We start from the raw sequence: 17,848 nt of genomic DNA, 5'->3' as shown, positions 1-17,848 counted from the left end.
CAGGGATGAAATATGGATATTGAGGAAATAGTGGCCCTTAGTGTAAAGCATAATGCCGGGGATCTGCACCTTTGCAGTGGTCATTCTCCATTCTGGCGCTGTGATGGCCGTCTGACAGCGATTGACGGCGAGCCTGAGGTGCAAAATGCATGGCTGGAAAGCGTGGCACAGCACTGGCTGAGCGCGGCCCAGCAGCAGGAACTGGCGCAGCAGGGGCAGGTGGACTTTGCCTTGACGATGCCAGAGGGTGTGCGCCTGAGGGGGAATCTCTTCCGCCAGCGGCACGGTCTGTCGCTGGCGCTGCGTCTTATTGCCCGTCACTGCCCGGCAATGGACGTGTTGCACCTGCCGGAGGTGACACGATCGTTGCTGCACCACAAAGAGGGGTTAATCCTGATAACCGGTGCCACCGGCAGCGGCAAGTCCACTACACTGGCGGCGCTGATTGGCGAAATTAATCAGCATCAGCAGCGGCATATCCTGACGCTGGAAGACCCGGTGGAATATCTGCATAGCAGCGCACAGTCGCTGATCCAGCAGCGTGAGAAGGGCCTGCACTTCAACGGCTTTGGCTCGGGGCTTCGTGCGGCACTGCGTGAAGACCCGGATGTGATCCTGCTGGGCGAACTGCGTGATGCAGAAACCATCCAACTGGCGCTGACGGCCGCTGAAACCGGGCATCTGGTGCTGGCAACGCTGCATACGCGTGGCGCAGCACAGGCTGTGGAGCGGCTGGTGGATGTGTTTCCCGGCAATGAAAAAAACCTGGTGCGTAGCCAGCTGGCAGGGAGTTTACAGGCGGTGATTGCCCAGCGTCTGGTGCAGGCAAAAACGGGCAGGGTCGCGTTGTTCGAGGTGCTGGTTAACTGCCCGGCGGTGGCGAATCTTATCCGCGAGGGGAAAACGCATCAGCTCCCGGCGCTGTTGCAGACGGGCAGCCAGCTGGGAATGCAGACGTTTGAGCAGAGCCTGGCGGAACGGCAAAGATTGGGGGTATTGAGTTAATGTTGTGCCGGGAACGGGCGAGTGATGCCACGCCCCTTCGGCGGGAGGGCGATTGTGTAGGGTCTGGCATGCCTGACCCGTTTAGCTCATTTACGTGTAATGGTTCTCGAACCAGCTTTCCAGAATGATGACCGCAGAAAGCGAATCGACGCTGTCTTTGCTCAGGGCGCGAAAACCCCCACGCTCAAACAGTTCAGCACGAGCTTCGACAGTGCTAAGACGCTCATCATGCAGCTCAATCTGTACGCCAAAACGGCCATGCAGACGGTTGGCGAATTTACGTGCCCGTACGGTCAGCGGTTGTTCGGTGCCATCCATATTCAGCGGCAGGCCCACCACTACGCGGTCCGGCTGCCACTCTTTCAGCAGCGCTTCAATTTTGTTCCAGTCCGGTACGCCATCATTGGCTTTCAACGCTGTTAACGGGCGGGCTGTGCCGGTCAGTTGCTGGCCAATCGCCACGCCAATACTTTTCGTCCCAAAATCAAAGGACAACATGGTCATACTGCTCATCAGGCGTGTCCTGCTTCACTGGCGATATTATGGATATCGACACCCATACTTTTTGCTGCTTCGCGCCAGCGCTCGGCAATCGGGGTATGGAACAGGATATTGCTGTTCGCGGAGGTCGTCAGCCAGGCATTTTCCAGCAGTTCGCTTTCCAGCTGATCTTTTTCCCAGGCACAATAGCCCAGTGCAACCAGTACCTGTTCGGGTTGATCCGGCGTACCCAGCGTTTCCAGTACATCGCGGGATGTGGTGATCACCGTGTTGTCAGACACACGAATGCTGGAGGCAAATGTCCGTTGTGCGGAATGCAGAATAAAACCGCGATCCTCTGCCAGCGGGCCCCCGGCAAACACCGGTTTATCCAGTCTTGCGTCGGATTCACGTGGCTCAGGTGATATTTTTAGCTTGGTGAGAATGCCGTCAACCGTCAGATTTTCCATCGGTTTATTGACGATCAGCCCCATCGCACCATCATCATTGTGTTCGCAGATATAGACCACTGAACGTTTGAACAGCGGGTCCTGTAGCGTTGGCATGGCAATCAAAAAGTGATGCTGTAAATTCATACTTAGTGTTCTGTAGTCTGGTTAACGCCCGGGCGGTTCGCCACGGGCGTTAATGGGTGAGCGGAGGGCAGTCCGGCCCTGCCGCAACAATCAGGCCAGGCGTTTTTCAATCGCATCCATCAGCATGCCGGTGATAGAAATCGGGAATGCGGCTTCGATCTCGCGAACGCAGGTTGGGCTGGTCACATTAATTTCAGTCAGTTTGTCACCGATAATATCCAGGCCGACAAAGATCAGTCCTTTCTCTTTCAGGATTGGGCCAACGCGGCGGGCAATTTCCCAGTCGCTTTCTGTCAGTGGGCGAGCTTCACCACGGCCACCCGCGGCCAGGTTGCCACGGGTTTCTCCCGCTTTTGGAATACGCGCCAGGCAGTAAGGCACCGGTTCGCCGTCCACCACCAGCACGCGTTTATCCCCGTCTTTGATGCCAGGAATAAAGTTTTGCGCCATGCAGTAGAACTCGCCGTGGCTGGTCAGGGTTTCGATGATCACTGACAGGTTCGGGTCTTCTTTCTTGACGCGGAAGATTGACGCACCACCCATGCCGTCCAGGGGTTTGAGGATAATGTCGCCGTGTTCCTGCCAGAATTCGCGGATCTGGCTGGCATTACGTGTGACCAGCGTATCCGGGGTCAATTCGGCAAACCAGGCGGTGAACAGCTTTTCGTTACAGTCACGCAGGCTCTGCGGCTTGTTAACGATCAGTGTGCCTTTCTCTTCCGCACGCTCAAGGATGTAGGTGGCGTAAATAAACTCGGTATCGAACGGAGGATCTTTGCGCATCAGCACCACGTTAAGATCGGCCAACGCAATGTCCTGCTCGCTGCCGAACTCGAACCATTTGTCATAGTTCTGCTCTACGCTCAGCAGGCGGGTGCGGGCACGGCCTTCGCCACCACGCAGATAGAGATCGTTCATCTCCATGTAGTGAATTTCGTAACCACGGCGCTGTGCTTCCAGCAACATGGCAAAGCTGGTGTCTTTTTTAATATTGATGGAAGTGATCGGGTCCATCACGATGCCAAGCTTAATCATTCTTTCTTCTCCACTTAGAGCTATCTAGCCTGCAAACTGTCTGCGACGATTACGCTCAAGTATGTTTATTAGTTTTAGCCCAGGTCGCCAAAACGCACCTGCAGGGCGGTAATCGCCGTCAGGGCGGTGGTTTCGGTACGCAGTACGCGCGGCCCCAGCAAAATATCGGTGAAACCATGCTGTGCGGTCATACTGATTTCATCGGACGTGAGTCCTCCTTCCGGGCCAATCAGCAACCTCACGCGCTCAACCGGGAGCGGCAGTGTGTTGATGCTGTGTTCAGCTCGTGGATGGAGATTTAATCTTAACCCGTGATCCTGCTCTGCACACCAGGCGTCAAGTGCCATTGCTGGCCTGACTTCCGGTACGCTGTTTCGCCCACACTGTTCGCAGGCGGCAATGGCGATTTTCTGCCACTGCTGAATTTTTTTCGCCAGACGATCTGCATCCAGCTTTACGCCGCAGCGTTCAGAAAACAAGGGGGTAATCACATTTACTCCCAGTTCTACGGCTTTCTGTATCGTAAACTCCATCTTTTCACCGCGTGACATCACCTGCCCAAGATGCAGATGAAGGGGGGACTCGCGGCTGTCGGCGCGGGTTGCGATGATTTTGACACGCACATTTTTTTTATCTGCCTGAATAATCTCGGCGGCAAAAGTCAGATTTGTGCCATCGAACAATTCCAGGGCCTGGCCTGGCACCATACGCAGTACGCGGCCAACGTGGTTAGCTGCTTCTTCGCTGAGGGCGGTTTCACTTCCTGTCTCTAATGATTCAGGGTGGTAAATGCGGGGTATACGCATGGAAATCCTGTCAAAATGAATGCACGGATGCTGTGCAGTGTAGGTCAGTGATTTTACCGCTGGCAAGCCTGCTGTACATAAGGGTTGTGATTCCCCTGCACACGCGCAATGCGGCGGTCGCGTTCGCATTCCCACTGAGTAGCCGGGTACTGCTTATTCCATGCGGTCATCAACTGGGTTTGCTGTTTTGACATTTGCAGCTGGTACTGGTCACGCATATAGAACCAGGTGCGGGCAATCGCGCCACGGGCGCGCACTGGCGGCTCAGCCAGCTTATTTTTAAAATCGACCTTCATGGCGCACTGGCCGTACTGCGACTCGCCGCCGTTCCACTGGCTGTACATAAAGTTACCGCGATCGCCGTTTACTTCGCCGATAGACGGTTGCAGGTTGTGCAGGTCAGTTTCGATGCGGCGGTAGCCCTCATCTTTGGCGCAGTTTTTCCGGCCGCCGTTTTGCCAGCACTGGCGCTGGTGGCCGAAGCTCCAGGCCGGAACCACATGTTCCCACTCAATACGGCTGGCGCGGTTGGCGTTCTTACGCACCTGATAACCGCATGAGGCGAGGTCAGGAACGCCTTTTTTCCCCTGCCAGTGAATTTTACAGCCGCAGTAGAAAGTGCCGGGCGCACCCTCATTGATCTGCGCAGCATAAGCTTTCGCCTGGTTGAAGCTGTTCTGATGATAGTTATCCAGGCTGAGGGCATGGGAAAAGAAGGCGGGTAACAGCAGAGCAAAGGCCACAGAGGCTAAAATTTTGCGAGACATATTCCAGTAAATCTGTAATCCATGAAAGAGGCAGGGAGAGTAACAGATATGCAGGATATTACGAATAAGTGGCGAAGACAGGTGTCTTAAATTGCCTGAATTTCAATCATATCAGGCAGATTTTAAGATTTCTGGAAGTCACCGGACTTGAGGATGTCACCGCAGTGCAGACAGCGGTATTCGCTTTCACCGCGTACCACCCGGTTATGGCGTCTGACCGTCAGCTGATGCTGCTGACAACGGCAGAAATAGGGGAAGGCCCGGCTACGTACGGATTGAACTGCGAACTGATGGGTACGACGGGCGGGAACACCAAGGATGCTTTCCATCATCCATTTCCACTCTTTACCGTGGGGGGCAACGCGACCGAAATGTTTCCATACCAGCAGGTGGGCCAGCTCATGAGGGACAACTTCATCAATAAACGCCTGCTGATTTTCCAGCAGTAATACCGGATTCAGGCGGATTTCCCAGTGCTGTAGCCAGGCGGTTCCGGCAGCGGTTCCACGCTGCTGATAAACCAGTGCCGGTTCGGGATAGTCGCGCTCCAGACGCACATTGGCCTGCTGTAATTTTTCACGCAGCTGGCGCATCACGGCCTGTTGCAAAGCGATGGGAAGTCTCTGGGATTTCATGCAGGCAAGAATACGGGCCGACACCGGGCAATTCAAGTAGCAGTGGCATCGGCAGGCAATGCCCCCACGTTATAGACTAAGGTGTAAACGGTGATAAATTACGCCTCTTATCTGACACCATCATGGATGCGACTGCCTTGCGTGCAAAAATGAAGCTTCTGCTGATCGGGTTGTTACTCTCTGCGCTGTCGGTAGGGATACTGATCCGCAGCCAGCTGGACGAACAATATCGGTTACAAACGGCAGAGTTTGAGCAAATTGCCGCCAGCCTGACAAAATCACTGGCGCAGCATGATGCGCTGATGCCGCTACTGAACAATGATGACGGTTTCACGCTGATGCAGAAAAAATTTCCGCAGATTATTCAACTGGCCCCACTACCGGTCACCGGTAATCCTCAGGCTCAGGTGACGCTGGCTGCTCCCGGGCAATACTGGCTGAACAACCATTTTCGCCATATACGTTTGCTCATTGATGCCCGGCGTCTGATTAACACCCTGCCGCAGTTGGCGAATTTTCAGCAGGTGAGCCTGCTGTGGGAAGGGCAAAGGTTGTATCAGTCAGGCACGCCCGATAAGGGCACGCGCTGGCACTGGTCGCGTCAGCTTAACAGTGCTTCGCAGCCTTTTCTGCTGACGGCGAGCAGTCATCGCCCTTGGCATCTGCTTTCATGGGATCTGGCTGCCGCGCTGGTGCTGATGTGGGCCGTGGTGATCCTGACCGTCAGCAAGGTAATGCAGCAGAATCACCGTCGCAAGGTGGCCGATCTTCGCGTTCATTTTTTCGAGCTGACGCGCATGGACACGATCAATGAGATGACGGCGGGCATGGCCCATGAATTGAATCAGCCGCTGACGGCGGTCATGAGCTATAACCAGAGCGCATTGCGCCTGCTGGAAATGCAGCAGTACGATCGCATTCCTGCGGTGCTGGAGGCTTCCGTGCTCCAGGTACGGCGTATTTCATCTCTTTTGCAGGCATGGCGGGACAATCTGCAAAATCAGCCCGCCGAGCGTAAACCAGTGGATATTCGTCAGATTTGGCGACGGGTAGAAATGCTGTTAGACCGCGAACTGCGGGAGGCTGAGGTGAAAATCGAATACCGCTTTGCCAGCCCCCTGCCTGAGCTATTGGCGGTGCCGCTGTGGCTGGAGCAGATTTTTCATAACCTGTTGAGCAATGCGATTCAGGCACAGCAGGGTCAGGATAAAGCCTGGGTGAGCGTCACGGCACTTCGCGAAGGTAATGCGCTGAGGCTCGAGGTCAGCGACGGCGGGCCGGGGTTATCGGAGCAGGCACTGAGTCATGTTTTTATCCCGTTTTTCACCACCCGTGAAGAGGGGATTGGCCTGGGAATGACGCTGGCGGAAACCCTGATACTGAAAATGAACGGCCGCATTGAGGTGGCTAATCGCCCGCAGGGCGGGGCCTGCTTTACGCTGTGGCTACCGCTGGAGGTTGCATGACGCTATTGACGGTCTACCTGATTGACGACGACAGCGCTATCCGCGAGTCGTTTACCCTGCTGCTGGAAACAATGGGCTGGCAGGTTGCCGCGTTTGCCAGCGCGGGGGAATTTATTGCCATGCAGCAGCACAGCGCTGAACTGCATGGCTGCATCCTGCTGGATATCCGTATGCCGGGAAAAACCGGGCTGACGCTGCTGGATGAATTACAGCAGCAGGCGGTGTTGCTGCCGGTGATCCTGATGACCGGGCACGGTAACATCGAAACCTGCCGCCGCGCGTTTAAGAACGGTGCGTTTGAGTTTCTGACTAAACCGGTTGATGCCGACCTGCTCATTGAAACGGTCAGCGCCGCCTTCAGTCAGTATGAAAAACGCTATCAACTGAGCGTGCAGCGGCGTGAGCTGGCGGAAAAATTCAGCCAGCTGTCCGATCGCGAAGCGGAAGTGATGCAGCAGATGGTGGCGGGGCAGGCGAATAAGGAGATTGCCCAGACGTTGGGGGTATCGCCGCGCACCGTTGAAGCGCATCGCGCGAATATTTTCAGCAAGCTGGATATTTCTTCCCTGGCACAGCTGGTTAAAGAGGTTGAAATGCTTAACTTTCTGCGTCAGAACCAGGTAGTTTTACCTGGCGGGTATCGTAGTTAACCGAATACCCGGCGCGTTGTCTCCCGGTTAAAGTGCGTCCTGTCTTCTACGTACTTTCCGAGGTTTTACGATGAAACATTTTCTGCTTACCGCGTCACTGACGTTGGCTTCTTTCTCTGCTCTGGCGGCACCGGTGGCCGTTGAAAATCTGTCTTTGGCGCAGGCGAACCAGCTGGCACTGGCGACCATTCAGTCCTGCTCTGCCAGCGGTTACAACGTCAGTGTTACCGTGGTGGATCGTGCTGGTGTCACCCTGGCCGTACAGCGTATGGATAACGCGGGACCGCACACAGTGGAAGCCAGTCAGATGAAGGCGTACACCGCGCTGTCGACCAAAAACCCGACCAGTAAAGTGATGGAAGCGGCACAGTCCAATAAAGGTGCTGAGAATATGCGCGATATTCCTGGCTTCCTGCTGCTGGCAGGCGGCGTGCCGGTGAAATCTGGCGAGCAGACGATCGGAGCAATTGGGGTAGGCGGTGCGCCAGGTGGCAATCTGGATCAGCAGTGTGCGGAAGCGGCGTTAAAAGGGATGATGGCGAAGTAAGTCGAAAGGGAAATGTCGGTACGGGGAAGCCCGTACCGACAAGCGGTCAGTACTTAGTTACGCTGACCGATATTGCGCAGTTTTTTACCGCCTAACAGATTGCGTTCGATGTGCTCCAGTGAAACGTTTTTCGTTTCCGGGATCAGCCACAGTGTCAGGACAATAAAGAACAGGTTCAGCGCGCCGTACACCCAGAAGGTGTTGGCGTTACCCAGCGTGTTCAGCATGGTCAGGAAGGTGGCTCCGACAATCATGTTGGCAATCCAGTTGGTCGCGGTCGACACCGTGATACCGAAATCACGCCCTTTCAGCGGCTGGATTTCTGAACACAGTACCCAGATCAGCGGACCGGCACTCATCGCAAAACCAACGATAAACATCAGCAGCATCGCAATAGCGAAGTATTGCGCGCCTTCTGAGTGGATCCCCACGTGCAGCATGGTACCCAGCACGCCCATACCGGCAGCCATCACAATGAAGCCAAGGATTAGCGTCGGCTTACGGCCCCAGCGATCCACCAGACCAATAGCGATAAAGGTGGCCAGCACGTTGATCAGCCCGACAATCACCGTTCCCCACATCTGCTGGGTGGTATTGGTGAAGCCAGCAATTTCGAAGATTTTTGGCGCGTAGTACATGATGACGTTCATGCCGGTGAACTGCTGCATCACCTGCAACAGCACGCCAAGATAGACCGCGCGGCGGAAGTTGCTGTTGTCTTTGAACAGCGACCAGCCAGACTGCTTGATCTTCAGACTTTCACGAATTTCATCCAGTTCACGTTTAGCCTGTTCGCTGGTATCACGCAGACGATCCAGCACCCGCTGTGCGCTGCGGAAATCACCTTTCGCCGCCAGCCAGCGTGGGCTGTTAGGCAGGAAGAACACACCCACCAGCAGCAGCAGGGCAGGGATAGTGATCACGCCGAGCATCCAGCGCCATTCACCGGAGTAGCTGAAGGCAGTATCCGACAAATAAGCACCCAGAATACCGATGGTAATCATCAACTGGTACAGCGATATCATGCTGCCACGGATCTTCTCCGGTGCAATCTCAGACAGGTAAAGCGGAGCAGTATACGATGCGACACCCACCGCCAGGCCCAGCAGTACGCGGGCGACAATCAGCATTTCCGGGTTAGGGGAGAAGGCTGACCACAGGGAGCCGATAACGAACAGCACGGCCCCGATCATCAGGCTTTTCTTACGGCCGAGATAGGATGACATCCAGCCACTGCCGACGGCACCGATTGCGGCACCGAACATCATTGAACTGACTATCCACTCCTGTTGGTGAGGAGTCACGCTGAAGTCTTTCGCGATGAAGGGTAATGCGCCGGCAATAACACCGATATCCAGGCCGAACAGCAGGCCTGCCAGTGCTGCGAGGAAGCAGACAAACAGGGTCATAGCCTTGTTTGATGTCCTGCTGCGTTTTTTATTATCAGGCATGGTCGCCTCCATTAAGTAGTACCGTATGTTGTTGTTATAGATGTTAGGAAACCCTGGTACAGCAGACTGTGCTTCAGATCACATTAGTGTAATCGCTTACACTCTGGAAGTTTCTGAAAAACACTTTTTATCCCGCTGTAACTCTTTGTAACCAGTAAGTCATAGCACTTTATAGCTTTAACCGTTTTTACAATGAACGGCTATCGGACAACGCTGAAAATAGCGCATTTTAGGATTTAGTTGAAGATGTTATTTGTTATAACACTAAGAAAAATAAAGAATTATTAAGTGTAATCGTTATCACTAACTGCGATGTGTTTAGGGTCTTTCAGGCATAAAAAAGGGCACCCGAGGGTGCCCCTGATACATCAGGCTTGAGTTTATTTCAGGCCAGCAGCATCACGCAGCAGTTCAGCTTTGTCGGTTTTTTCCCAAGGGAAATGTTCGCGACCAAAGTGACCGTATGCCGCCGTTTCACGGTAGATCGGATGTAGCAGGTCCAGCATCTGGATCAGGCCGTAAGGACGCAGGTCGAAGAATTCGCGCACCAGCAGGGTCAGTTGTTCAGTTGAGACTTTCTCTGTGCCGAAGGTTTCGACCATGATAGAGGTCGGTTCTGCTACGCCGATAGCGTAGGAGACCTGGATTTCGCAACGATCGGCCAGGCCAGCGGCCACGATGTTTTTCGCCACGTAACGTGCTGCGTAGGCCGCAGAGCGGTCAACTTTAGACGGATCTTTACCTGAGAACGCACCGCCGCCGTGACGGGCCATGCCGCCGTAGGTATCAACGATAATTTTACGCCCGGTCAGACCGCAGTCGCCCATTGGGCCACCGATAACAAAACGGCCAGTTGGGTTGATATGGTATTTGGTGTTGGCGTTGATCCACTCCGTCGGCAGAACCGGCTTGAGGATCTCTTCCATTACCGCTTCCTGCAGATCTTTCTGCGAAACGTCTTCGGAGTGCTGGGTCGACAGAACGACGGCATCAATACCAACAATTTTACCGTTGTCGTACTGGAAGGTGATCTGGCTTTTCGCGTCCGGACGCAGCCAAGGCAGGCTGCCGCTTTTACGTACTTCAGCCTGACGCTGTACCAGACGGTGTGCGTAAGTGATCGGCGCAGGCATCAGCACGTCAGTTTCGTTGGTGGCGTAACCAAACATCAGGCCCTGGTCGCCAGCACCCTGCTCCAGCGGGTCGGTACGGTCAACGCCCTGGTTAATGTCGGGAGACTGTTTGCCAATCGCACTCAGTACGGCACAAGAGTTGGCATCAAAGCCCATATCGGAATGGACATAGCCGATATCACGCACGGTCTGACGAGTGATCTCTTCAATATCGACCCATGCGCTGGTGGTGATTTCACCGCCAACCAGAACCATTCCGGTTTTCACATAGGTTTCGCAGGCCACGCGAGCTTTCGGATCTTGCTCGAGGATGGCATCGAGCACAGCATCTGAAATCTGGTCGGCGATTTTATCAGGATGTCCTTCTGATACGGACTCGGATGTAAAAAGGTGTTTAGCCATTTTATTCTTTACCTTGACTCTAACGGGTTGAAAATCGACTGCATGCGCCAGGACCGGAAACCAGTCTGGAAACTCAGACATGACGCCCCCACAGGCAAAGCCATGAGCAGTACAAACAAGACGCTGATAAGCGTCATACTTCAAGCTGTGGCTTCGCTGGCGACGCTTGTTTGTCGCCCTGCTACAACTCGAATTATTCAGGGTATAGAAGTTAACCAGTTTAGACGGATTAACATCTGGACGGCTATTCTAGGTTACTCATTAATCGGATTGCCAGCGTTTTTTCTTTAATGAAAATTTCAACTAATGTTCAAAGTGTCAAATTTTCATGACAGAGGGCGCATTGTGCACATTAAGATTTTGCATAATGTTATACTTAAGAGGTTGTTCGGTGCGGAATTTCAGCGTTTTGTGCTGACTAACCTGCCAGTCGATGGGTTGTTGTCGCGGGTTTTCCCTGCGATAGTAGTTTACTGTTTCGCATCAATGAAATTCGAGGATCGAAATGTCTGACGACATGAAGACAATTAAGGGTTCGTCAGCAGGCGAACAGGGCGTACTCCGTTCCATGCAGGAGGTCGCCATGAGCGATTTGGACGCCAGCAAAATGCTGCGGACTTACAATATTGCCTGGTGGGGTAATAACTACTACGACGTGAACGAACTCGGCCACATCAGCGTTTGTCCCGATCCCGATGTGCCGGAAGCACGCGTCGATCTCGCCAAACTGGTGAAAGAGCGTGAGGCTGAAGGCCAGCGCTTACCCGCCTTGTTCTGTTTCCCACAAATTTTACAGCATCGCCTGCGCTCGATTAACGCCGCGTTTAAACGTGCGCGTGAGTCTTACGGCTATCGCGGTGATTACTTCCTGGTGTATCCGATTAAGGTTAACCAGCATAAACGCGTGATTGAGTCCCTGATCAACTCCGGTGAACCCCTGGGGCTGGAAGCAGGCTCGAAAGCCGAGCTGATGGCCGTGCTGGCCCATGCCGGGATGACGCGTTCGGTGATCGTCTGTAACGGCTATAAAGACCGTGAATATATCCGCCTCGCACTGATTGGCGAGAAGATGGGCCACAAGGTCTATCTGGTGCTGGAAAAAATGACCGAAGTGAAGCTGGTACTGGAAGAAGCGGAACGCCTGAACGTGGTACCACGCCTGGGTATTCGTGCGCGTCTGGCTTCGCAGGGCTCCGGCAAATGGCAGTCGAGCGGCGGAGAGAAATCCAAGTTTGGTTTGTCCGCGACCCAGGTGCTGAAGCTGGTCGAGATTATGCGCGAAGCGGGCCGTATGGAAAGCCTGCAGCTGCTGCATTTCCATCTGGGCTCTCAGATGGCAAACATTCGTGATATTGCAACAGGTGTGCGTGAGTCGGCGCGCTTCTACGTCGAACTGGCGAAGCTTGGCGTTAACATCCAGTGCTTTGACGTCGGCGGCGGCCTTGGCGTGGATTATGAAGGCACGCGCTCGCAGAGCGACTGCTCCGTTAACTACGGTCTGAACGAATACGCTAACAACGTGATCTGGGCTATCGGTGATGCCTGTGAAGAACACGGCTTACCGCATCCGACGGTGATCACGGAATCGGGCCGGGCAGTGACCGCGCACCATACGGTGCTGGTCTCCAACATTATCGGTGTGGAACGTAATGAATTCAGCGAGCCTCAGGCGCCGCTGGAAGACTCCCCGCGCCCGATTGTCAGTATGTGGGACACCTGGCAGGAGATGCATGAGCCGAGCAACCGCCGCTCATTGCGTGAATGGCTACATGACAGCCAGATGGATCTGTTCGATATCCACACCGGTTATTCGCAGGGAACTTACGACCTGACGCAGCGTGCCTGGGCCGAGCAGCTGTATCTCAGCATCTGCCACTATATTCAGCAGCACCTTGACCCAAGCAACCGCGCGCACCGTCCGATTATCGATGAGCTGCAGGAGCGTATGGCGGATAAGATTTACGTCAACTTCTCGCTGTTCCAGTCGATGCCCGACGCCTGGGGTATCGATCAGCTGTTCCCGGTGATGCCGCTGGAAGGGCTGAATCAGGTGCCTGAACGCCGCGCCGTGCTGCTGGACATTACCTGTGACTCGGACGGGACTATCGATCACTACATTGACGGTGACGGCATTGCCACCACCATGCCAATGCCGGAATACGATATTGATAATCCGCCGATGCTGGGCTTCTTTATGGTCGGTGCCTATCAGGAAATTCTCGGTAACATGCACAACCTGTTCGGGGATACCGAAGCGGTCGACGTCTTTGCTTTCGCCGACGGTTCGGTGGAAGTACAGCTTTCTGACGAAGGCGATACCGTGGCCGATATGCTGGAATATGTGCAGTTGAACCCGGCAGAGTTGCTGACGCACTTCCGTAACCAGATCAAGCAAAGTGACCTGGATGAAGAGCTGCGCGCGCAGTTCCTGGAAGAGTTTGAAGCAGGCCTGTATGGCTACACGTATTTAGAAGACGAGTAAGTCTGGCCCCCAAACGGTCATACTGAATTAACGAATCCCTTCCGGGTCGGGCTAACGACGCGGTGGGGATTTTTTTCATCTTTTGTTTGTCAGTCAGAAAGGAGTTGCTATGAATAACACCCTGGGTAACCAGTACGATAACTCGCTGGTTTCTAACGCCTTCGGTTTTATGCGTTTTCCGGTCAATTTTCAGCCTTACGACAGTGATGCCGAGTGGGTGATTACCGGTATTCCGTTTGATGCAGCCACCTCCGGTCGTCCGGGAAGCCGTCTTGGTCCAGGCGCTATTCGTCAGATTTCCACCAATCTGGCCTGGGAAGGTTGCCGCTGGCCGTGGGAGTTCGACCTGCGTCAGCGCCTGAATGTGATTGACTGCGGTGATCTGGTTTACGCCTTCGGGGATTCTCAGGATCTGAGCGACAAATTGCAGGCACATGCGGAAAAGTTGCTGGCTAACGGCAAACGTATGCTGACGTTCGGCGGCGACCATTACATCACGCTGCCACTGCTGCGCGCGCATGCCAAAACATTCGGTAAGATGGCGCTGGTCCATTTTGATGCGCACACCGACACCTATTCTAACGGCCCGACGTTTGACCACGGCACCATGTTCTATACGGCGCCGAAAGAAGGGCTGATCTCACCTGAGCATTCCGTACAGATCGGCATTCGTACCGAGTTTGATAAGTCTCTGGGCTTTAATGTACTGGATGCTGCTCAGGTCAACGATCGCAGTGTGGATGATATCCTCGCGCAGGTGAAAGCGATTGTCGGCGATCTGCCCATCTATCTGACGTTCGATATCGACTGCCTGGACCCGGCTCATGCTCCAGGCACCGGAACGCCGGTGATTGGCGGCCTGACCAGCGATAAGGCCAGCAAGCTGGTACGCGGTTTACAGGGAATGAATATCGTTGGTATGGATCTGGTGGAAGTGGCACCGGGTTACGATCAGTCCGATATCACGGCGCTGGCGGCTGCCAGTCTGGCGCTGGATATGCTGCACGTACAGGCAGCGAATAAAGGGTAGTTTCCTGTGAGAAGGGCTGACCGAAACAGACGGTCAACCCCTGGGTTTGCCAGGGCGATCTTTTTTAGGTCGCCCCGTGCTGATTATTTACCAGCCGCAATACGCTGTTTGATGTGGTCTGCGCGCGCCTGGGAAGCCGGGTGCGAATCAAACATGCTGCTTTCGTGAGTCCCTTCCATCTTCGCTAACTTCTCAAAGCTGGTCACCAGGCCCTGTGGGTTGATGTTGCGCTTTTTCAGCAGATCGAATGAGTAGTCATCCGCCTGGGACTCCTGGCTCTGGGAGAACTGTGCATTCACCAGTTTCTCGCCCAGTGCACCTAGCTGAGACTGTGACAGCGATGCGGCAACGCCCCCCGCAGAAGCTGCGGCAGTACGTGCAGCAGTCGTGGCATAGGCCAACTGCATCGCTTTACGTGAGTGACCCAGCGCTACGTGGCCCATTTCATGGCCCAGCACGCCTTCGACTTCGTTATCGGTCATCAGGTCCATCAGGCCGCTGTAAACGCGGATACAGCCATTGGCCATCGCCCAGGCGTTGACGTCTTTGGTCAGATAAACTTTATAGTTTGCCGGGGTACCGTTGATATTGTCGCCCAGTGCCGCTGAGATTTTGCTCAGGCGTTTAGCATAAGTGCTGCTGGCAGGGGCGATCTGCGCTTCGCTGTCCATCTGCTGACAGGATTTATCGCTTAACTCTTTGACCTGTGCATCGCTCAGTGTGGCAGCCTGGTAGGCTTGTGCACCGGACTGCATCAGCGTGTTAGCATCAAAATTCTGACAGCCAGAGAGGGTCGTGGCCAGTGCCAGTGCAGCGAAAGAAATACGTTTCTTCATTCCAGTTCATCCATTTAGGTAACAAGGTAGGAAAATCATTAAGTTGAAAAAAAACGTCGGGTAAAAAAAGCCGACGGAAGAGGTGTTATAGCGCGTGTAAAGGCGATTGCCTAGTCGCCATGCTCTCAAACTGCAACTTCTGTGATTATTTTTACATCCTGCGGCATGTACATGTTACCCGTATTTCATGTACATTGATGGTCGACTTTCCTTCGGCTTTGCCTGATAACTCATTCATTACAATAGGTTAAGGACGGCGAAGCGTTAAATCCGACCTGGAGTAGAAAATGTCTTCTCGTAAAGAGCTTGCCAACGCCATTCGCGCATTAAGTATGGATGCGGTGCAAAAAGCCAAATCCGGCCACCCGGGTGCCCCAATGGGTATGGCCGATATCGCCGAAGTCCTGTGGCGTGACTTCCTGAATCACAACCCTACAAACCCTCTGTGGGCAGACCGCGACCGCTTCGTGCTGTCTAATGGTCACGGCTCTATGCTGATCTACAGCCTGTTGCACCTCAGCGGTTATGACCTGCCAATCGGTGAACTGGCTAACTTCCGTCAGCTGCACTCCAAAACCCCAGGCCACCCTGAATACGGCTATACCGCTGGTGTGGAAACCACCACCGGTCCATTGGGCCAGGGTATTGCGAACGCAGTAGGTATGGCGATTGCTGAACGTACACTGTCAGCGCAGTTCAACCGTCCAGGCCATGATGTGGTCGACCATAACACCTACGTGTTCCTGGGCGACGGCTGCATGATGGAAGGTATCTCCCACGAAGTGTGCTCACTGGCGGGAACGCTGAAGTTGGGCAAACTGGTGGCGTTCTATGACGACAACGGTATCTCCATTGACGGCCACATCGAAGGCTGGTTCACCGATGATACGGCGAAACGCTTCGAGTCTTACGGCTGGCACGTTGTGCGTGGTGTCGATGGCCACGACGCTGACGCCATCAAGAAAGCGGTTGAAGAAGCGAAAGCGGTTAGCGATAAGCCTTCACTGCTGATGTGCAAAACGGTCATCGGTTTCGGTTCACCGAACAAAGCCGGTACGCATGATTCCCACGGCGCACCGCTGGGTGATGATGAAATTGCACTGACCCGTAAGCAGTTGGGCTGGAACCATGCGCCGTTTGAAATTCCTTCAGACATCTATGCGCAGTGGGATGCCAAAGAAGCTGGTCAGGCAAAAGAAGCGGCATGGAATGAGAAGTTTGCTGCCTATGCAAAAGCCTTCCCTGAACTGGCGGAAGAGTTCAAACGCCGTGTGAACAACGAGCTGCCAGCGAACTGGGCAACCGAGTCGCAGAAATTCGTTGAAGAGCTGCAGGCTAACCCGTCTAAAATCGCCAGCCGTAAAGCGTCACAGAATGCCATCGAAGCCTTTGGTAAACTGCTGCCGGAATACCTGGGCGGCTCCGCTGACCTGGCACCAAGCAACCTGACAATGTGGTCTGGTTCTAAGCCAATCAACGAAGATGCAGCGGGTAACTACATCCATTACGGTGTGCGCGAATTCGGTATGACCGCGATTGCCAATGGTATCACCCTGCACGGTGGTTTCCTGCCGTACACGGCAACCTTCCTGATGTTCGTTGAATATGCCCGTAATGCGGCGCGTATGGCGGCACTGATGAAGATTCGCCAGGTGATGGTCTACACCCATGACTCTATCGGTCTGGGCGAAGATGGCCCGACTCACCAGCCGGTTGAGCAGATCGCCAGCCTGCGTGTTACACCGAACATGAGCCTGTGGCGTCCGTGTGACCAGGTTGAATCAGCGATCGCATGGAAATATGCGATTGAGCGTAACGATGGCCCGACGGCCCTGATCCTGTCACGTCAGAATCTGGCACAGCAGGACCGTACTGCGGAACAGCTGGCAAACGTAGCACGCGGTGCTTACGTGCTGAAGGACTGCGCAGGTACACCTGAAGTTATCCTGATTGCAACCGGTTCAGAAGTTGAGCTGGCAGTAGGCGCGTATGACAAGCTGACGGCTGAAGGCCGCAAGGTGCGCGTTGTGTCTATGCCGTCTACCGATGCTTTCGACAAGCAGGATGCTGCCTACCGTGAAGCCGTGCTGCCGAAAGCAGTCAGCGCCCGCGTGGCGATTGAAGCTGGTATCGCAGATTACTGGTTCAAATACGTTGGTCTGAACGGCGCTATCGTCGGTATGACCAGCTTCGGTGAGTCAGCGCCCGCTGAGAAGCTGTTCGAACTGTTTGGCTTCACCGTGGATAACGTTGTCGCTAAAGCAAAAGGCCTGCTGTAATAAGATAGCGGGTGAGGCATGACTCACCGCTATGAGGGCCGGGCGTGCCCGGCCCCTACGCAGTCTACCTTGAGGGTCGGGTATGCCTCATCCTTATACAGTTCCCCGTAGGGGGCGGGCATGCCCGGCCCCTACGCAGTTTACCTTGAGGGTCGGGTATGCCTCATCCTTATACAGTTCCCCGTAGGGGTCGGGCATGCCCGACCCTTCTTTATCCCGCCAGAAAAAATTCCAAATTTGTGACGTAG

Annotated in this window: 16 protein-coding genes; 7 read left to right on the top strand and 9 right to left on the bottom strand. The window is 54.3% G+C overall.

The features are described 5' to 3' along the window. Positions 1-12: 12 nt before the first annotated feature. Positions 13-1,005, top strand: coding sequence for a type IV pilus twitching motility protein PilT (locus HHI26_RS06955; RefSeq protein ID WP_133846159.1), 993 nt, complete (start codon positions 13-15; stop codon positions 1,003-1,005). Positions 1,006-1,095: 90 nt separating this feature from the next. Here HHI26_RS06955 and ruvX read toward each other — a convergent pair whose 3' ends face one another. The 6 genes from ruvX to HHI26_RS06925 form a co-directional block, all read right to left on the bottom strand. Then, on the bottom strand, positions 1,096-1,518 hold the full coding sequence (gene ruvX, locus HHI26_RS06950) for a Holliday junction resolvase RuvX (protein ID WP_171148824.1): 423 nt from the start codon (positions 1,516-1,518) through the stop codon (positions 1,096-1,098). Further along, complete coding sequence (locus tag HHI26_RS06945) at positions 1,518-2,081, bottom strand: YqgE/AlgH family protein (RefSeq protein ID WP_133846161.1); 564 nt, start codon at positions 2,079-2,081, stop codon at positions 1,518-1,520. The genes ruvX and HHI26_RS06945 overlap by 1 nt, the downstream gene beginning before the upstream one ends. 90 nt (positions 2,082-2,171) lie before the next feature. Then, positions 2,172-3,116, bottom strand: coding sequence for a glutathione synthase (gene gshB / locus HHI26_RS06940; RefSeq protein WP_133846162.1), 945 nt, complete (start codon positions 3,114-3,116; stop codon positions 2,172-2,174). A gap of 74 nt (positions 3,117-3,190) precedes the next feature. Next, on the bottom strand, positions 3,191-3,922 hold the full coding sequence (rsmE, locus tag HHI26_RS06935) for a 16S rRNA (uracil(1498)-N(3))-methyltransferase (RefSeq protein WP_167864027.1): 732 nt from the start codon (positions 3,920-3,922) through the stop codon (positions 3,191-3,193). Positions 3,923-3,975: 53 nt separating this feature from the next. After that, a complete protein-coding gene (gene endA / locus HHI26_RS06930) occupies positions 3,976-4,689 on the bottom strand; it encodes a deoxyribonuclease I (protein ID WP_133846164.1) in 714 nt (237 codons plus the stop codon). Between the two features lie 122 nt (positions 4,690-4,811). Beyond that, complete coding sequence (locus HHI26_RS06925) at positions 4,812-5,324, bottom strand: SprT family zinc-dependent metalloprotease (protein ID WP_133846321.1); 513 nt, start codon at positions 5,322-5,324, stop codon at positions 4,812-4,814. 149 nt (positions 5,325-5,473) lie between these two features. On the opposite strand from HHI26_RS06925, the gene HHI26_RS06920 reads away from it, so the two are divergent. The 3 genes from HHI26_RS06920 (at position 5,474) to HHI26_RS06910 (ending at position 7,987) form a co-directional block, all read left to right on the top strand. Then, positions 5,474-6,790, top strand: coding sequence for an ATP-binding protein (locus tag HHI26_RS06920; RefSeq protein WP_171148823.1), 1,317 nt, complete (start codon positions 5,474-5,476; stop codon positions 6,788-6,790). After that, on the top strand, positions 6,787-7,440 hold the full coding sequence (locus HHI26_RS06915; protein WP_171148822.1) for a response regulator: 654 nt from the start codon (positions 6,787-6,789) through the stop codon (positions 7,438-7,440). Before HHI26_RS06920 ends, HHI26_RS06915 begins: the two co-directional genes overlap by 4 nt. Positions 7,441-7,510: 70 nt before the next feature. Then, positions 7,511-7,987, top strand: coding sequence for a heme-binding protein (locus HHI26_RS06910; RefSeq protein ID WP_171148821.1), 477 nt, complete (start codon positions 7,511-7,513; stop codon positions 7,985-7,987). 53 nt (positions 7,988-8,040) lie between these two features. Here HHI26_RS06910 and HHI26_RS06905 read toward each other — a convergent pair whose 3' ends face one another. Then, the gene (locus tag HHI26_RS06905; RefSeq protein WP_171148820.1) at positions 8,041-9,438 is read right to left on the bottom strand and encodes a sugar porter family MFS transporter; all 1,398 of its coding nucleotides are present in this window, start codon (positions 9,436-9,438) and stop codon (positions 8,041-8,043) included. A 380-nt stretch (positions 9,439-9,818) separates the two neighbouring features. Then, the gene (gene metK / locus HHI26_RS06900; RefSeq protein ID WP_133846166.1) at positions 9,819-10,973 is read right to left on the bottom strand and encodes a methionine adenosyltransferase; all 1,155 of its coding nucleotides are present in this window, start codon (positions 10,971-10,973) and stop codon (positions 9,819-9,821) included. Between the two features lie 505 nt (positions 10,974-11,478). Here metK and speA point away from each other — a divergent pair. Together speA and speB are read left to right on the top strand one after the other, a co-directional pair. Then, positions 11,479-13,455 (top strand): biosynthetic arginine decarboxylase, encoded by a 1,977-nt coding sequence (speA, locus tag HHI26_RS06890; RefSeq protein WP_133846169.1) that lies wholly within the window; start codon positions 11,479-11,481, stop codon positions 13,453-13,455. A gap of 109 nt (positions 13,456-13,564) precedes the next feature. Further along, positions 13,565-14,485, top strand: a complete 921-nt coding sequence (gene speB / locus HHI26_RS06885; protein ID WP_133846170.1) for an agmatinase — start codon at positions 13,565-13,567, stop codon at positions 14,483-14,485. A gap of 83 nt (positions 14,486-14,568) precedes the next feature. Here speB and HHI26_RS06880 read toward each other — a convergent pair whose 3' ends face one another. Continuing rightward, positions 14,569-15,321: a M48 family metallopeptidase gene (locus HHI26_RS06880; RefSeq protein ID WP_133846171.1), complete on the bottom strand. Its 753-nt coding sequence runs from the start codon at positions 15,319-15,321 to the stop codon at positions 14,569-14,571. 287 nt (positions 15,322-15,608) lie between these two features. Between HHI26_RS06880 and tkt the strand changes: the two genes are divergently transcribed. Next, positions 15,609-17,600: a transketolase gene (gene tkt, locus HHI26_RS06875; protein ID WP_133846172.1), complete on the top strand. Its 1,992-nt coding sequence runs from the start codon at positions 15,609-15,611 to the stop codon at positions 17,598-17,600. The last annotated feature ends 248 nt before the right edge of the window (positions 17,601-17,848 follow it).

This window comes from Erwinia sp. JH02 (assembly GCF_013074405.1).
Taxonomy (GTDB): domain Bacteria; phylum Pseudomonadota; class Gammaproteobacteria; order Enterobacterales; family Enterobacteriaceae; genus Erwinia; species Erwinia rhapontici.
The sequence above is the reverse complement of the archived record's forward strand: the minus strand, read 5'-3'. Positions and strand labels throughout refer to the sequence as shown.